We start from the raw sequence: 14953 nt of genomic DNA on the forward strand, positions 1-14953 counted from the left end.
CTACGACGTCAACTGTGCCAAACTTGTCTGGACGGCTTCAACCACCGCTTGGGCACTATCGGTTTGCATTTGCTCTAGTATCTGTTTGGCGTCGGCGGTGCCAATCTGGCCGAGGGCGATCGCCAACCGATGCCGCMCCTGCCAGTCAGGATAATCCACAAAGGGGCGCAGTACGTCCAAGATGTCTGGTTGCCTAAGTTCGCCAAGGGAACCAATCGCCGCCAACATCACCAGTTCTTGGGAGCTATTCAAGGCTTCTTTGAGTAAGGTAACCGCGGCTGGATTAGCCAAGGCCCCTAGGGCAGCAACAATACTAAACTGTAACAGCCAGTCATCCGTACTGTGGTAAGCCGTTTCTAAGTCCTCGAGGGCAAAGGGAAGTTGCAACGCCGCCATTGCGTCTGCAGCGGCAGCCCGCACATCCGTTTCACTGTCATGGAGCAGGCGATCGCGCAGCAACTCTTGAGTTTGGGTAGGGTTGACGTGACCTAGAGTGGCTAACTGACTCACCGCTGCGTAGCGAATCCGGGCATTAGCATCTTGGATGAGGGGTTGAACCAAGGGAAAGGCAACCTCCGGCTCTAGGGAGCGCAACTGGTTCAGTCCCTGTAGGCGATCGCCCACATCTGCTGATGCTAAGAGTTGCTGAATCGTGGTTGTGTCCACCCCAATTACCTCAACCTATTCCCTTGATCCTACTGCGGTTAGTGACCCGCGCCAAGAGAGCCACTCGGCACCATTCGCCTATTTAAGGCTTGGGCAAAGAACGATGCGCATCCAACTTAACCCCGACATCAACGTTGAAGACCTGATGAGGGGCAGGTTTTATCAATTTGAATGGCGGTAATACTAGGGGTTGTGGACAGGTAAGTGAGCACATCCTCAGCGCTCATCAGTCGCTTGAGCGTGACTTGACCAATGGTGGATTCTGGATTAGGGTGGCTGGGTTTGACCTCAACCATCACCACAATTTCTTCCACTTGGTACAGCCACAACTTTTCAGACCCTTCGAGAATATACAGACAGGTGTGGGTAATCACGGGTGAGCGCCGCCATGCCTGCACATCCCATAGCCCTTGGGGTTCCCAAACACGACCAATTTGCCAGCCATCGGTGAGGAAAAAATACTTCATGCCATGGGTTGTGCTGACTCAGTCCCTTGGGCGTTACGGGTTGCCGCTGGTGGCTCTTCGGGTTCCATCGAGTTAAAGCAGGCCGCAGCAATTAGTAAAAAAGGAGTGCCCGGCACAAGGGGCAGGATAAACCCTACCACGCCAATCATGCTAAACAAGACGCCTAAAATCATCCGAGCGGTATTACGAATACGTTTAGTCACAGGCCAACCTTTGAAAACAGTGCAGGAGTTATGTCGTTCACCCCTCTATATTGCCGCAACTTAAGCACAACTGTGACGATGCTGATGCCACTGCCACGCATGAGCGATGATCTCTTCGATGTCGGCATACTGGGGCTGCCACCCGAGAATACGCCGGGCGCGATCGGCATTGGCCACAAGACGAGCCGGATCCCCAGCGCGGCGATCGCTGTGCTGGACTGGAATATGACAGCCAGTAACTCGTGCTGCCGTGTCAATAATTTGCCGCACCGAAAACCCCTGACCATTCCCAAGATTCAATACGTTTGACTCCCCCCCTGCCAGCAAATACTTCAACCCCAACACATGGGCATAGGCAAGATCGCTGACGTGGATATAGTCGCGGATGCAGGTACCATCGGGGGTAGGATAATCAGTGCCATAAATGTTAATGTGGGGGCGCCGTCCCAGAGCAGTCTGTAGCACCAAGGGAATGAGATGGGTTTCGGGATGGTGATCTTCGCCAAGGCGGCCGTGGGGATCTGCACCCGCTGCATTAAAGTAGCGGAAAATCACATATTTAAGGCCATAGGCACGCTCCATATCCGCCAAGATCTGCTCCACCATCCACTTCGAGCGACCGTAGGGGTTAATGGGGGCACAAGGATCGGTTTCCTCAAGGGGGAGGCGCTGCGGCAACCCATAGACCGCAGCGGTGGAGGAAAAGACGATGGAGGGAACTTGAGCCGCCACCATCGCCTGCAACAGGGTCAGTGTACCGTTCACATTATTTTTGTAGAAGCGATCGGGAAAGCGTACCGACTCCCCCACTTCGATATAGGCAGCAAAGTGCAGGACTGCGGCAATCGAACGGCTGTGAAATACCTGATCTAACAGGGGGCGATCGCCAATATCCCCCACAATGAGTTGAGCGTTTAGAACTGTTTCCACCAGATCCCGATGGCCGCGCTCTAAATTATCTAGAATCAGAACCTCAAAGCCGACCTGTTGCAGGGCGAGAACAGCATGAGCGCCGATGAAACCTGCGCCACCGGTCACTAGAACTAAGGGTTGTGCCATAGAGGGTCTGTTAGACTAGGAAAGCAGTGACATATCTTGCCATGACCAGCGACTTGCAAACTGAAATTGCTTACGAAGTCAGGCGGCGGCGTAATTTTGCAATCATATCTCACCCTGATGCGGGGAAAACCACCCTCACCGAAAAACTGCTCCTCTACGGTGGCGCAATCCACGAAGCGGGAGCGGTCAAAGCCCGGCGAGCACAGCGTCAAGCCACCTCCGACTGGATGGCGATGGAGCAGCAGCGGGGGATTTCCATCACCTCAACGGTGCTCCAATTTGACTACCAAGGCTATCAAATTAACCTACTGGATACCCCGGGTCACCAGGATTTTAGTGAAGATACCTATCGCACCTTGGCGGCTGCCGATAACGCAGTGATGCTGGTGGATGCGGCCAAGGGACTCGAACCCCAAACTCGCAAGCTCTTTGAAGTATGCCAGTTGCGCGGCCTGCCCATTTTTACGTTTATTAACAAGCTGGATCGCCCAGGGCGTGAACCGCTGGAACTCATCGACGAAATTGAGCAGGAATTGGGGTTAATTCCCTATCCAGTGAATTGGCCGCTGGGAATGGGCGATCGCTTTCGCGGTGTCTATGACCGCCTCAAACGCAACATTCACTTTTTCGAGCGCAGCAGCCATGGCTCTCGGGCAGCAATCGAGACCATTCTTGCTTTGGGAGAGTCTGCCATTGATGCCTACATTGAATCCTATCGCCTAGAGTACAACCACCTCAAAGATGAGCTAGAACTACTCGATGGCGTAGGAGCCGAACTGGACTTAGGGTTAGTCCATCAGGGGAAAATGACCCCCGTGTTTTTTGGCAGTGCGATGACGAACTTTGGGGTGCGCCTCTTTCTGGAGCACTTTTTGACCTATGCGCTCCCCCCTGCGGCCTACCGCAGCGATCGCGGCCTCATTGACCCCAACCATGAACAGTTCAGTGGCTTTGTCTTTAAGCTCCAAGCCAACATGGATCCCAAACATCGCGATCGCGTTGCCTTTGTGCGCGTGTGCAGCGGCAAATTTGAGAAAGACATGACTGTCTGCCATGCCCGTACTGGCAAAACTATTCGCCTCTCTCGCCCCCAAAAACTCTTTGCCCAAGGCCGTGAGTCCTTGGAAACCGCCTATGCTGGCGACGTGATTGGCCTGAATAATCCGGGGATGTTTGCCATTGGCGACACCCTCTACACGGGCACCAAGTTGGAATACGAGGGGATTCCCTGTTTTTCACCGGAACTGTTTGCCTACCTGCGCAATCCCAATCCCTCTAAATTCAAATCCTTTCAAAAAGGGGTCAGTGAATTACGGGAGGAAGGTGCAGTGCAGATTATGTACTCCACGGATGAATCTAAGCGGGATCCCATTCTAGCCGCCGTCGGCCAACTCCAGTTTGAGGTAGTACAGTTTCGGCTTCTGAACGAGTACGGTGTTGAAACCCGCCTTGACCCTCTGCCCTACACCGTCGCGCGTTGGGTACTTGACGGTTGGAACGCTCTAGAGGCCGCAGGACGCATCTTTAATGCGGTGACGGTTAAGGACAGTTGGGGTCGCCCAGTGCTACTGTTCAAAAACGAGTGGAACCTACAGCAGGCGATCGCCGATCATCCAAAGCTGCGCCTGAGCGCGATCGCCCCCCTAGCCAGTGCGGTTTCCATCTAGCCTACTTATGAGTAGCGTCTATACCCGTCCCCTAGCACGGTTGATCGAACAGTTGCAGCGCCTACCGGGCATTGGCCCTAAAACAGCCCAACGCTTGGCACTCCACCTTGTTAAACGACCGGAAGCAGACATCCAAGCCCTCGCCCAAGCTCTCTTGGAGGCCAAACAGCAGGTGGGACTGTGTTCTGTGTGCTTTCATCTGTCTGCAGAACCCGTGTGCGATATTTGTGCTTCCCCCCAGCGTGATGATCAAACCATCTGTGTGGTGGCCGACTCGCGAGATGTCATCGCCATTGAAAAAACCCGCGAATATCATGGGAAATACCACGTTTTAGGGGGATTGATTTCCCCCATGGAGGGCATCACCCCCGAACAGTTGCACCTGCAACCTCTCATTCAGCGCGCCAGCCAAGCCAACGTCAAAGAAGTCATCTTGGCGATTAACCCCAGCATTGAGGGTGAAACGACGACCCTCTATATTGGCCAGCTGCTGCGACCCTTTGCCACCGTCACCCGTATTGCCTTTGGCCTACCAGTGGGGGGCGACCTCGACTACGCCGATGAAATGACGCTGGCTCGTGCCCTCGCCGGTCGGCGCGAACTTGAATGGCAGTAGCAAACCTTAGTGCGCTCCCTGTAATCGTCGCAATGCAGCCACAATTTGGTGTACCGCCCGCTTGAGCTGTTCCACTTCGGCATGGAGTTTCTGATTTTCAGCCTCTAGGGCAGCCAAACGAGCCTCATCACCATCCCGCGGCAGAGTTGCTTGCAGTTGTGCCACCGCCGCTTGGAGTTGCGCAACGGTGTCTGCATCCCCCACAGGCTTGGCTTTGAACTCCTCGAAGGCCGTTTCTAGCGCTGCGAGTTTTGCGTAGATAGGGGATAGATCGACACTCCCGCTGGCTACCGTCTCAGAAGCCGGAGCAGCAGCTTTGACCGGCCTAGCTTTGCGTGCCTTGCGAAACGCTTCTTGAATGGCAGCTTCTAATTCTTCACGCTCAAACGGCTTTTCAATGAACTCAAACCACTCAAAGGGTTCCTGTAACTTTTCCGTAACCTCCTCTTTACGACCCGACATAATCACAAGGGGAATGGCTCCCAGCAGACCCGTCTTCGCCAGTTCTTGATAGACTTCCCAGCCGCTGACTCTTGGCAGCAGAAAGTCCAGCATAATGAGGGTCGGGTCAGACTGTTCAATGAGTTGCAAACCCTCACGGCCATCCTTCGCTTCCAAAATTTCGTAGTCGCCCTCCGGTAACATGTCGCGGACGCGCAACCGAATAACTTTACTGTCGTCAATGACAAGGACTTTTTTGCTGGTCACGGAAACACTCCATCCTTAGACGAGACGTTGTGAATAGAGGGCAGCAAGGTGGAATGTTTGCCCACCATGATGTGATTCCAACCTTAGCATAGCCTTGGGACAACCTGAGACAGTGTTAGCTGTCATACTAATATGGGCATAGCACTTATTTTATCTGTTTTTATTTTTAGCCGTAACAACGACCTATGCGCCATCTCTCTGCAATCAGTTGCTTGCAACTATCTTTGCGTATCCTATCAAACGAAAACACCGCTAAGGATGCTTAACAACAATTAACGATAGTGCCTCGTCGTGTCATAGAAGCAGTCGTTGTCAGTTTTCTAGAAGTTTTCAGGCATGGGGGCGGGTTGTACCCTAAAGGTTTGACTTGTATTGCCGCGTTGCACCTCAAGGGTAATGGTTTGACCCGCTTGAGTTTGCTCAACAATGGTTTGAACTTGCTGGGGGGTGGGCTGATTCACATCGTTGATTTTGGCGATCCAATCCCCTGCCTGCAGTCCTGCTTGGGCGGCGGGAGAGTTAGCCATCACATCCGTAATGAGCGTGCCTTGGGTTGTCTTAAGGTTCCAGTCGGGGCGTTCTTGGCGAATGCGCAGGGCTAGTTCAGGGCTGAGGCGCACCATGCGAATTCCAAGGTAAAGATGCTGGGCGCGCCCTGTGGTGATTAACTGCTCGGCAATTCGATAGGCGGTGTTGATGGGGATGGCAAACCCCAGCCCTTGGGCTTGGGAGATCACGGCAGTGTTGACACCAATGACTTGGCCAGCGGCATTGAGCAGTGGCCCACCGGAGTTGCCCGGATTAATAGCGGCATCGGTTTGAATGAAACTAACGCGCTTGTCGGCAGCGCCAATTTCGTTACTACCGCGACCAGTGGCACTGATAATCCCTGCGGTAACTGTATTACTCAGACCTAAGGGATTGCCGATGGCGATCGCCCACTCCCCCGGGACTAGATTATCGGAGTTACCTAGGGGAACCGTGGGTAAATTCTCTGCCGGAATTTCCACCACCGCCACATCCGTGAGGCGATCGGTGCCGAGCACCTTGCCATCAAATTCACGGCCATCGGGCAAGGTGACGCGCACGATACTGGCATTTTCAACGACATGGGCATTGGTCATGACCTTGCCACTGGCATCGAAGATAAAGCCAGAGCCTTGCCCTTGGCGCACAGGAGCGTCCGGTTCAGGCATTGGGTTAAAAAAACTATCTTGTTTATTACTCGGGAGTTCTAAGGTGTCGATACTCACCACAGCCGCTCCTGCATCGCTCACGACCTTGGCAATGAAGTTTTGGGTGCTGTTATTCCCCTCGCCCACACTGACGAAGGGGCTGGAGCCATGACCTGTGGAGCCAAGAGGCTCTGGCACCGCCTGCCGCAGCGGGCAGCCTGTCAAATTCAGCAGGGCGATCGCCCCTAAACCTAACCAAAAGAAACGTTGCATCGTCAAAACTAGAGTAGGATTATCTCCACTCTAATTCTCTCCTTAGACACCTGCTAGAGATGGGAGGACGTTGGCAGTCACCATCGTGGATCGAGACTATCACTCCGCTGCTGTGTGCACCATCACCGCGGCGGCTGGGGACACTGCTTACTTTAGACTCCTTGCCAGAGCCGCGGGCGAGATTGACCTTGCAACTGGCTATGGGCTTGCCGCAGGAGTCTAGGAATCTCTAGCCTACTGGGACAGCGCGGCAGGCACTCCCCACAATCAGTGCAGCGATCCGCTGGTTGCCCCGGAAACCAATGCCCCGCCCGCCCAAACATGCCATAGCGATACTTGCCAAACTCCTCCATGTTGTAAGCTAGGGTCAAATTCCGCAGCCGCAGGACTTCGGGAATATGGATGTCTTCTGGACAGGGTAAGCATTCATAGCACTGGCGACAGTACTCAGCCCCGAGAGCCTGCTCCATGGCGCTTGCCAGGCGATCGGCCACTGCCTGTTCTTCCGGACTCAGGGGTTCCACCTGATCGGCCACTGCCAAGGGAAACGCCAGCTCGTCTGCGGTAGCAGCTCCCACACTAAGGGTTGTAATACCCGGCTGACTCAAGAGCCAGCGATAGTTCCAATGCAGGGGATGGAGGGGGGCACAGAGGTCTTGTAAGTCGCGTGGGGGCCGATAGAGTTGCCCCCCCTTATCGGCAGGGGAAATAATGAACACGCCCATATCCAAGGCAGCAGCCCGTGCCACCGCTGGCGCATTCCGTTGCTGGAAGTAGGTGTAGTGTAAATTCACAAAGTCAAACAGCCCTGTTTCGATCGCAGCTAACAGGACAGGCAGGGAACCATGACTGGAAAACCCCAATGCACCGATGATGCCCTGTTGTTGATACTGCTGCAGGGTGGCCATCCCCGCAGTGTTGAGCCATGCCAAGTGCTCCGGCGTATTTAAGCCATGAAGGGCAACGCAGTCAAGCCGATCGACCCCCAAGCGCTGCCGGGATTGCTCGATTTGCTGTTGCACATGACGTGCATCCCCAGCGGGCAAAATTTTTGTGGTTAGCCAAAGGTTGGGATACCCCAAGGCTCGCAGGGCACGGCCAATATAGGCTTCACTGGCACCATAAGCAGCGGCAGTTTCGATATGATTAATGCCGTGGGCGATCGCCCGCTCCAGCACCGCTTGCAGGGTTGTCGCATCTGCTAAGCAGCGCATGGTTCCTAGGGAAAACACTGAGAGATTTAGGCCAGTGCGACCAAAGCGACGGTAGCGCATGGAGAGCTAGCTTGCAGAGGAATCCTCAATACCCCGTCCCTGTTGGCTAAAGTCTTGGGGACGAATGGAATCAAGAAACTGCCGAAACGCTATCCGCTCTTGTTCATCGGCATCGCGATCCACAGGAATTGAGGCATCAGCCACCACCGCTTCCATCACCCAGATGGGGCTATCACAGCGCAGCGCAAGGGCGATCGCATCACTAGGCCGAGCATCAATTTCTTTGCACAGGTCGCCTTGGCGTATCGTTAAAACTGCATAGTAGGTGTTGTCTTGCAGCGAGTGGATCACAATGCGCTCAAGGGTCATGTCCCAAGCAGCCAAGATGTTGGCCATTAGATCATGGGTCATGGGGCGAGCAGCACGCTGGTGTTCTAAGGCCATTAGAATCGCTCGCGCCTCATTATCACCAATCCAAATGGGCAAGGCACGCCGCCCAGAACCGTCTTTTAACAGCACGATTGGAGTGCGACGGTTAGTGGCATCAAGGGCAATCCCAGCAACAGTCATTTCAATCATAGCCACCTCAACGGGCGCAATGGCGATCAATCCCTTTTCTATTATTAACCATACCTGCAACGGCATTACGAAAGCCTGCTGCGGCTGCCTTAGATGGCACAGGTCACCTCATCGCGGCAGAGGGTCGGGTCCACGTAGGGTAGCATCGGCTTGTCACCCACGTAGATGCCGAGTCCTTGAGCTGTGCGAATTAAAAAGCTATCGGGATCCACATGGCGCGGACATTTGGCCACAACATCGCTAATGGGAACGGTCACAACTTGCCCCCCCTGCCAAGCCACCATGCGGCCAAAGGTTCCTTGAGCGGCCAAATCGACGGCTGTATTACCCATGCCAGCAGCCAAGAGGCGATCCATGGCCATAGGGGCACCGCCGCGCTGAATATGCCCCAACACAGAGACTCGCAACTCGATGGGAATAGGGCTTTGCTTCACTACTTGATCAGCAATGTACTGCCCAATACTGTGGTGTGGCGGATAGGGCTGGGAGGGATCATGGCCAATTTCGTGGGCACCTTCAGCCACCACAATCAAGGCAAATTTGCGTCCCCAGCGTTCGCGTAGTTTTTGCAGATGCTGGCAAATCCCTTCAATGGAGTAGGGAATCTCTGGGATCAGGATGACATCTGCTCCCCCCGCAATGCCGGAGTACAGTGCCAAGTGGCCGGCAGTGCGACCCATAACTTCGACTACAAAGACCCGATCGTGGCTGGCAGCGGTTGACGTAATGCGACTCAGCGCATCCACAACAATATTTACGGCGGTATCAAAGCCAATGGCGCGATCGGTGAGGGCAACATCATTATCAATGGTTTTAGGAATGGCCAGAAAATTCCAGTTCCCCTGTTGTGCTAATTGTTGCAAAATTTTGAGACTACCATCACCACAGATCGCAATCAGGGCATCTAGTCCTAGTTCGTGATAACCTGCAATAACGTCATCGGCTTGAGCAAGGGTGTCCCCCTTGTTGATTGCCCCTAAAATTGTGCCTCCCATATTCAGCAGAACATCCATCCCTCCTAGACCTTCAGCATTTAAGGGGATGGCTTTGCGCTCTAGCAATCCTTGGGTGGCGTGTAAAATGCCTAGCACTTCCCAGCCGTAACTCAGGGTGGCATGCGCTACAATTGCCCGAATGGCCGTGTTCAACCCCGGACAGTCACCTCCACTGGTGAAAACGCCAAGTCGCTTGCGGCTAGTGCTCATGGGTGTTGGTTCTCCTTGGTGATAGCCTGCGTTAGGGACGTAACGTGTACCGCTAACATCCTAACGAAGAGACTGCTGACTTGACTGTTAAGGCAGCATTACATTTTGATGCGGGCAATCCTCAACTGTTTATCCAGCCCAGATGTGTTAGGCACTCGGGGGGTAGGTGGGTTTACGCAAACCCAAGATTAAAAAGATGAAGGCGATCGCCATGATCAACCCGCTTTGGAATGCCGGAGCTTGCCCTCCCCACCGATCAAACACCCACCCAGCCCACGCAGGGCCGGCAATCCCCGCAATACTTTGCAATGACTGACTAGCACCAATAATTTTGCCTTGATCTTCGTCCCGCACGTGGTTAGAAATCACACCCCGCAACGAGGGCAGCATAATACCCACGCCAAAGGCTAAGCCCACAACACACAGATAAATCGATGTTGCACTCCAAGCTCCTGTGGCCGGAATGGCGGCAATCCCCAGTAGGGCAGTGCCAATGAGTGCCATGCCCGCCACACTCAAGCGGTTTTCACCAAACCGGGGAATCAGGGAGCGAATTAAGCCCGCTTGCACCACTGTACTCACTACGCCAATAATGACAAAAACAATCCCCGCCTCCGCAGGCCCCCAATTAAACTGGCGCTTCAAAAAGAGCACAAAAATGCTGGTAAAGCCAGCAAAGGCAAAGTTAAAGATAAAAAAGGAGGCCATCAATGACTGGAGCGATCGCGTCTTAAATAGCTCCAACCACTGCTGTTGTACACCGAAATTCTTTAAACTAAAGGGCGATCGCTGCGCTGCGGGCAACGATTCCGGCAAAATGAAATAGGCCATGACCACATTGATCAAGGCAAGGCTCCCCGCAAAGAGGATGGGCAGCTTGAGGTTCACCGCCGCCAAACTACCACCAATCGCCGGCCCAAAAATAAAACCAATGCCAAAGGCTGCTCCCGTCAGACCAAAATTCTTGGCACGATCCGCTGGCGCAGACGTATCGGCAATATAGGCCTGTGCGGTTGACACCACCCCACCGGTAATCCCATCAATAATCCGTGAGACAAAGAGCAGCCATGGCGTTGTGGCTGCTGCAAATAAAAAGTAGGACACCGCCGTTCCGGCAATACACACGAGCAACACGGGTCTGCGTCCCCAATGGTCGGACAGTGCTCCCAACAGTGGCGCAGCAATAAACTGAGCACCGGCAAACGACGAAAACAATAGAGTTAGGGTCAAGGCATCAAAATGAAACTGCTCAACCAAAAAGGGCAAAATCGGAAAAATTAAACTCTCACCTAAGCGGTCAATGACAATTGTGAGCAGGACAACAAATAATGGTGAGCGTAGGTAGCGGATCCCCATGTAGTACACATTCCTCAACAAACTTAAGAATAGCTGACCGCCAGTTGGTTAAGGACAATATAAAAACTGGGGGTTCGACTAGCTTACCGTCTCTGCCTCTTACTGCAAAGGCACGCCGTCTCACCAGACAAGCGCTGTGAGACAGCCCGCCGTTAGCCACCCCCGAGACAACTGTGCCCCACGATGCGGACACTGATCCGCCATCGCCTGTACCGTACCCTGCGGCGATCGCCAGAGGACAAATTGCTCACCAAGGGCGCGTACCGTTAAAGGAGCCTCCTGTAGCACGGCACTACGGGTAACGGCATACCATGCATTTCTCAACATTTGTTTATGCTCCTGAGATTAACCGTTACAATGGGATGCCAATGGTACAGTTTTACCCCTCCTCTTGGTACACCACCATGGAACCCAGTAACAAAGATGAACTGATTGCCCAATTTCGTGAAGAGATGTACGAGGAAATTGAAGAGGCCATCGAGCATCACGAGTTTAAGATGACCCAGATTGGAATTATGACCTTGGTCGCCTTTTTGGGTATTTTGGCTCTCAGCCTCAAATTCTAAGCCCATTGTCTTAGGGCAAAGCAAACTGGAGGGCAATGACTAACCCCACCAACATCACGATGGGCAGGGCGATCGCCATCATGCCATTGTGGCTCTTCACCACCCGTGCCTCATGATCCATCACCGCTTGTTTCACGGTTTGATGCATTTCTACCCGCAACCGCGCCAGCTCAGATTCGAGGTTATTATCGCTGTAGAGATCCCGCAGGTGCTCGTACAGCGTTCGACTCAACATCAAGCTTTTAACATGATTCTCAAAGAGGGCTTCCTTGAGTTCGGTTTCCGTAAACTGAAAAAGTTTCACCTCGCCCTTGGCTTGAGCCGTCGAGAGGCGAGTACAACCATGGATTAAATCCACTTCACCAAATACTTTATACTTTGCCCGGACCAAGCACCGCCGTTACGTGCCGCCCAGTTTCCGGAAATTCATCAATGAGTTCAACCTGCCCAGCCTTGATAAAGTACATTACACTGGCCGGATCGCCAGCACGATAGATAATATCTTGATCCGTGAAAGAACACTTGTTCATAGACGGGGTGGGTTGGGGGTCAAGGGTAGAAACCAGAGCCATCGGTGACATGAACTTGCCAGTTATCGAACAACGATCCACTAGAAACTACTCTAATGAGGCAAGTTAACAAAACTATGTCATAGAGATGACGGAACTGCAACAAGTTGCCCGATCAACATCCTAGGTGCCGCAGTGTACCGTCTTCACCCACTTGAGGCGTTTTGCCCGCACCGCCATTCGCACTGTTGTACTACTAACCACCGGCAGCCAATGGAACATGTAGAGAGTGCCCCAGAGACTCGTCCACAAAATTGTCCACCGAGCTAGCGGCTGCGGCTGAGCCTTGGGAATGGCTCGCGCCATACCAATAAACGAAATCAAGATGCTCAAGGTGGTTAGGGGAAGTAGCACCGGCAGGCGATGCTGAACCGCAGACATCAGGGCATCAGGAACCGTCGCCGTAGGAATAGCGTACTTAATCAGAAACCAACAGAACACATCCCAGCTTTTTTGCCACCCCAAGCGATTACTGAGCAAGGGCTGCCAGTAGTCAAGGTAGCTTTGGTAGCCCCCTTCCCCCCAGCGATTCCGCTGATGCCAAAGCGCTACTAGGGAGGTCACCCCCTCTTCCTGTACTGCTGGCATCATCAGCACCTGAATCTCCCACCCATGAAGATGCAGCTTTAAGCTCAGATCAAGATCATCGGTGATGGTTTCTTCATTCCAGCCACCGCAGCGCTCAAGGGCTTGCCGCCGCACAAATTGACCGTTCCCCCGCAGTTCTCCCATCCCACCGCAGGCCACTCGCTGTTGTTGGTAGTAGGCATCAAGCATCATTTCTGCTGCCTGCCCTTGGGTGATTAAGTTAATCTCAGCATTACTGATGGCTTTGCGAACTTGAACCGCACCCACCCGCGGCGAGTAAAATTCGCTCACCACGCGCTGCAATAGGTCTGGTGTAACAGTGGCATCGGCATCAAACACACCAATAATTTCTCCGCGGGTGAGGGGCAACACCTGATTTAAGGCACCGGATTTCCCCCCGCCTGCACCGGGGAGCCGCCGCAGCACTTTGAGTTGGGGATAGGTTTGCTGGAGGCTGGCCAAAATATCGGGGGTGCGATCGCTACTGTTATCGTCAATGACCCAGACTTCATAGCGGGGGTAATCTAACTGACAGAGGTTTTCCACCAAGCGACCAATCACCGCTTCTTCATTTTTGGCGGCCACCATGAGGGAGACCAGAGGAGTCAGCCGAGAGCTAGGCGGTGCTAAATCACTCTCCGATGCTGTTCCTTGTGGTAGAGGCTGCACCTCGGCTCGCCAGTAGCGCAGTGCTTGCCAACTCATTAAGAGAGTGAGGCCATAAATTAGATAGACCGCCCCTAGAACAAGATGTAGCGCAATGGTTACCCCCCAAATTAAGGAAAGAGCAACAAACGCCTTGCGTCGTCGCCCTTCAGAACGGGGTTGCAGCGGCGGACTGTCAGCGGAATCAACCCACTCCGACAGGAGTTCGTCGAGTGGATCGGCTTCGCTGTAAAAACTGTTTTCGGGCCAGGAATTCTCCGGCATAGGTCACCTGATTAAGAAACCAGTACTTATCTATCCCCTTAAAGAAACTGGGAATGAGATAACACCACACCGTGCACCCCTCACACACCGCAAGTCGTCCTTGCGAACGCCGATATTGGTCAACTATCTCAGACTCTTTATAGAGGTCGTACAGGCGACCATTAATGGGTACTCCCGTCTGCGCAAAGTGATAGCACGGTAACAGCAGCTCATCATTAGGAGAAATGGCAATCACCGCATCCACCGCTTTACAGCGCGGAGTTTTTGTGCTATTGCCACCCGCCCGAATGAGTGCGAGTGCTGCCTTATTGTAACCAACATTGTTATACTTCTTTGCATTTTGTTCAATACTGTCGGCAATTTCTGGGGTCGGGTTCTTTTTGTCGTTGTAGTTTTCGTGCGCCGTAAAGGCTGGATTCAGCCAGACTCGAACCCCCAGTTGTTGCGCCAGTTCTGCCACCTCGCCAATCCGCTCATAGTTCTGGGCGGTAACGGTGTGGTTAAGCACTGGGTATTCCCCCAGCTCAAGGGCTATCTTCACGGACTCCACCAGCGTATCGAAGATTTTGACCCCCCGGGATTGATCATGGGTGGCGGCATCCGGACCATCAAGAGAAAAGTTCAGAAAATCCACTAATCCTTGAATTTCCTTAGCTCGCCGTGGATACAGAATCGTGTTTGTGGTCATACTGGTGACAAAGCCCAGCCGCTTCGCTTCACGATAAATCTCTGGGGCATCGGCGCGCAGCAGCGGTTCGCCCCCCGTAAAGTCCACGTACTTGACCCCCAACCGCTTGAGGTCTCGCAAGTTCGTTTGAATCGCACTAAATTCGGCCTCTTTCCCTGGCTCAAGTGCCCAAATGTCACAAAAATGACAGCGGGCATTACAACGGTAGGTGAGGTAATAGTTGGCAACTAATGGACTCATTGAACCTTTTCCTTCTGGTACAAACCCAAGCTCCAATAGCGGAAGCTAAGGCAAACAATTGAAACGTATCTAGGCAAAATACAAACATTTAGGTAAGTTGCTCAACAGTGTAAACCAGATTGTTAACCATGGTGCTCCTTAGCTGCTGCGAGCTTTAGCTTGACTTATCAAATATAAAATTTTT

At 53.2% G+C, this 14953-nt stretch carries 18 protein-coding genes; 3 read left to right on the forward strand and 15 right to left on the reverse strand.

Annotation, left to right across the window (positions count from 1 at the left end; translation table 11 throughout):
• The 4 genes from L5220_RS04695 to galE form a co-directional block, all read right to left on the reverse strand.
• The gene (locus tag L5220_RS04695) at nt 1-666 is read right to left on the reverse strand and encodes a HEAT repeat domain-containing protein (RefSeq protein WP_499500197.1); all 666 of its coding nucleotides are present in this window, start codon (nt 664-666) and stop codon (nt 1-3) included.
• 128 nt (nt 667-794) lie between these two features.
• The gene (locus L5220_RS04700; protein WP_448514501.1) at nt 795-1133 is read right to left on the reverse strand and encodes a hypothetical protein; all 339 of its coding nucleotides are present in this window, start codon (nt 1131-1133) and stop codon (nt 795-797) included.
• On the reverse strand, nt 1130-1336 hold the full coding sequence (locus tag L5220_RS04705; protein WP_227517301.1) for a DUF454 family protein: 207 nt from the start codon (nt 1334-1336) through the stop codon (nt 1130-1132). Before L5220_RS04705 ends, L5220_RS04700 begins: the two co-directional genes overlap by 4 nt.
• A gap of 60 nt (nt 1337-1396) precedes the next feature.
• Nucleotides 1397-2395, reverse strand: coding sequence for a UDP-glucose 4-epimerase GalE (galE, locus tag L5220_RS04710; RefSeq protein WP_499571993.1), 999 nt, complete (start codon nt 2393-2395; stop codon nt 1397-1399).
• Nucleotides 2396-2436: 41 nt separating this feature from the next.
• Here galE and prfC point away from each other — a divergent pair, with 41 nt between their 5' ends.
• Both prfC and recR read left to right on the forward strand, forming a co-directional pair.
• Nucleotides 2437-4062 carry a peptide chain release factor 3 gene (gene prfC / locus L5220_RS04715; protein ID WP_499571996.1) on the forward strand — a complete coding sequence of 542 codons (1626 nt, stop codon included), beginning with the start codon at nt 2437-2439 and terminating at the stop codon, nt 4060-4062.
• A 7-nt stretch (nt 4063-4069) separates the two neighbouring features.
• Nucleotides 4070-4678, forward strand: a complete 609-nt coding sequence (recR, locus tag L5220_RS04720) for a recombination mediator RecR (RefSeq protein ID WP_499571998.1) — start codon at nt 4070-4072, stop codon at nt 4676-4678.
• Between the two features lie 6 nt (nt 4679-4684).
• Here recR and L5220_RS04725 read toward each other — a convergent pair whose 3' ends face one another.
• The 7 genes from L5220_RS04725 to L5220_RS04755 form a co-directional block, all read right to left on the reverse strand.
• Nucleotides 4685-5386 carry a response regulator gene (locus L5220_RS04725; protein ID WP_499572001.1) on the reverse strand — a complete coding sequence of 234 codons (702 nt, stop codon included), beginning with the start codon at nt 5384-5386 and terminating at the stop codon, nt 4685-4687.
• Between the two features lie 320 nt (nt 5387-5706).
• Nucleotides 5707-6834, reverse strand: coding sequence for a trypsin-like peptidase domain-containing protein (locus tag L5220_RS04730; RefSeq protein WP_448514507.1), 1128 nt, complete (start codon nt 6832-6834; stop codon nt 5707-5709).
• Nucleotides 6835-6986: 152 nt separating this feature from the next.
• Nucleotides 6987-8108: an aldo/keto reductase gene (locus L5220_RS04735; RefSeq protein WP_448527775.1), complete on the reverse strand. Its 1122-nt coding sequence runs from the start codon at nt 8106-8108 to the stop codon at nt 6987-6989.
• A 6-nt stretch (nt 8109-8114) separates the two neighbouring features.
• Nucleotides 8115-8627: a bifunctional nuclease family protein gene (locus tag L5220_RS04740; protein WP_499572102.1), complete on the reverse strand. Its 513-nt coding sequence runs from the start codon at nt 8625-8627 to the stop codon at nt 8115-8117.
• An 89-nt stretch (nt 8628-8716) separates the two neighbouring features.
• Complete coding sequence (locus L5220_RS04745) at nt 8717-9832, reverse strand: ATP-dependent 6-phosphofructokinase (RefSeq protein ID WP_099798919.1); 1116 nt, start codon at nt 9830-9832, stop codon at nt 8717-8719.
• A gap of 147 nt (nt 9833-9979) precedes the next feature.
• Nucleotides 9980-11188 (reverse strand): MFS transporter, encoded by a 1209-nt coding sequence (locus L5220_RS04750; RefSeq protein WP_499572008.1) that lies wholly within the window; start codon nt 11186-11188, stop codon nt 9980-9982.
• Nucleotides 11189-11308: 120 nt separating this feature from the next.
• A complete protein-coding gene (locus L5220_RS04755) occupies nt 11309-11515 on the reverse strand; it encodes a Rieske 2Fe-2S domain-containing protein (RefSeq protein WP_499572010.1) in 207 nt (68 codons plus the stop codon).
• 41 nt (nt 11516-11556) lie between these two features.
• On the opposite strand from L5220_RS04755, the gene L5220_RS04760 reads away from it, so the two are divergent.
• Nucleotides 11557-11754 carry a hypothetical protein gene (locus tag L5220_RS04760; RefSeq protein WP_499572012.1) on the forward strand — a complete coding sequence of 66 codons (198 nt, stop codon included), beginning with the start codon at nt 11557-11559 and terminating at the stop codon, nt 11752-11754.
• 10 nt (nt 11755-11764) lie between these two features.
• Here the strand turns inward: L5220_RS04760 and L5220_RS04765 are convergent, their stop codons facing one another.
• From L5220_RS04765 to L5220_RS04780, 4 genes are all read right to left on the reverse strand, one after another.
• Complete coding sequence (locus tag L5220_RS04765; protein ID WP_499572014.1) at nt 11765-12112, reverse strand: hypothetical protein; 348 nt, start codon at nt 12110-12112, stop codon at nt 11765-11767.
• Between the two features lie 13 nt (nt 12113-12125).
• Entirely contained in the window at nt 12126-12326 is a 201-nt protein-coding gene (locus L5220_RS04770) for a cyclic nucleotide-binding domain-containing protein (protein WP_448515320.1), read from the reverse strand.
• Between the two features lie 120 nt (nt 12327-12446).
• Nucleotides 12447-13841 (reverse strand): glycosyltransferase family 2 protein, encoded by a 1395-nt coding sequence (locus L5220_RS04775; RefSeq protein WP_499572016.1) that lies wholly within the window; start codon nt 13839-13841, stop codon nt 12447-12449.
• Nucleotides 13762-14769, reverse strand: coding sequence for a radical SAM protein (locus L5220_RS04780; protein WP_499572018.1), 1008 nt, complete (start codon nt 14767-14769; stop codon nt 13762-13764). The genes L5220_RS04775 and L5220_RS04780 overlap by 80 nt, the downstream gene beginning before the upstream one ends.
• Nucleotides 14770-14953: the final 184 nt, after the last annotated feature.

Origin of the sequence: Synechococcus sp. PCC 6716 (assembly GCF_022570815.1) — a bacterium.
GTDB lineage: Bacteria > Cyanobacteriota > Cyanobacteriia > Thermosynechococcales > Thermosynechococcaceae > Thermosynechococcus > Thermosynechococcus lividus.

What these genes read in the sequence shown, in the direction of transcription:
- galE (WP_499571993.1), bottom strand. Translation starts at nt 2,395, where the DNA reads ATGGCACAACCCTTAGTTCTAGTGACCGGTGGCGCAGGTTTCATCGGC.
- L5220_RS04780 (WP_499572018.1), bottom strand. Translation starts at nt 14,769, where the DNA reads ATGAGTCCATTAGTTGCCAACTATTACCTCACCTACCGTTGTAATGCC.
- L5220_RS04755 (WP_499572010.1), bottom strand. Translation starts at nt 11,515, where the DNA reads ATGTTGAGAAATGCATGGTATGCCGTTACCCGTAGTGCCGTGCTACAG.
- L5220_RS04700 (WP_448514501.1), bottom strand. Translation starts at nt 1,133, where the DNA reads ATGAAGTATTTTTTCCTCACCGATGGCTGGCAAATTGGTCGTGTTTGG.
- L5220_RS04735 (WP_448527775.1), bottom strand. Translation starts at nt 8,108, where the DNA reads ATGCGCTACCGTCGCTTTGGTCGCACTGGCCTAAATCTCTCAGTGTTT.
- L5220_RS04740 (WP_499572102.1), bottom strand. Translation starts at nt 8,627, where the DNA reads ATGATTGAAATGACTGTTGCTGGGATTGCCCTTGATGCCACTAACCGT.
- L5220_RS04760 (WP_499572012.1), top strand. Translation starts at nt 11,557, where the DNA reads ATGGTACAGTTTTACCCCTCCTCTTGGTACACCACCATGGAACCCAGT.
- prfC (WP_499571996.1), top strand. Translation starts at nt 2,437, where the DNA reads ATGACCAGCGACTTGCAAACTGAAATTGCTTACGAAGTCAGGCGGCGG.
- recR (WP_499571998.1), top strand. Translation starts at nt 4,070, where the DNA reads ATGAGTAGCGTCTATACCCGTCCCCTAGCACGGTTGATCGAACAGTTG.
- L5220_RS04745 (WP_099798919.1), bottom strand. Translation starts at nt 9,832, where the DNA reads ATGAGCACTAGCCGCAAGCGACTTGGCGTTTTCACCAGTGGAGGTGAC.
- L5220_RS04775 (WP_499572016.1), bottom strand. Translation starts at nt 13,841, where the DNA reads ATGCCGGAGAATTCCTGGCCCGAAAACAGTTTTTACAGCGAAGCCGAT.
- L5220_RS04730 (WP_448514507.1), bottom strand. Translation starts at nt 6,834, where the DNA reads ATGCAACGTTTCTTTTGGTTAGGTTTAGGGGCGATCGCCCTGCTGAAT.
- L5220_RS04750 (WP_499572008.1), bottom strand. Translation starts at nt 11,188, where the DNA reads ATGGGGATCCGCTACCTACGCTCACCATTATTTGTTGTCCTGCTCACA.
- L5220_RS04770 (WP_448515320.1), bottom strand. Translation starts at nt 12,326, where the DNA reads ATGGCTCTGGTTTCTACCCTTGACCCCCAACCCACCCCGTCTATGAAC.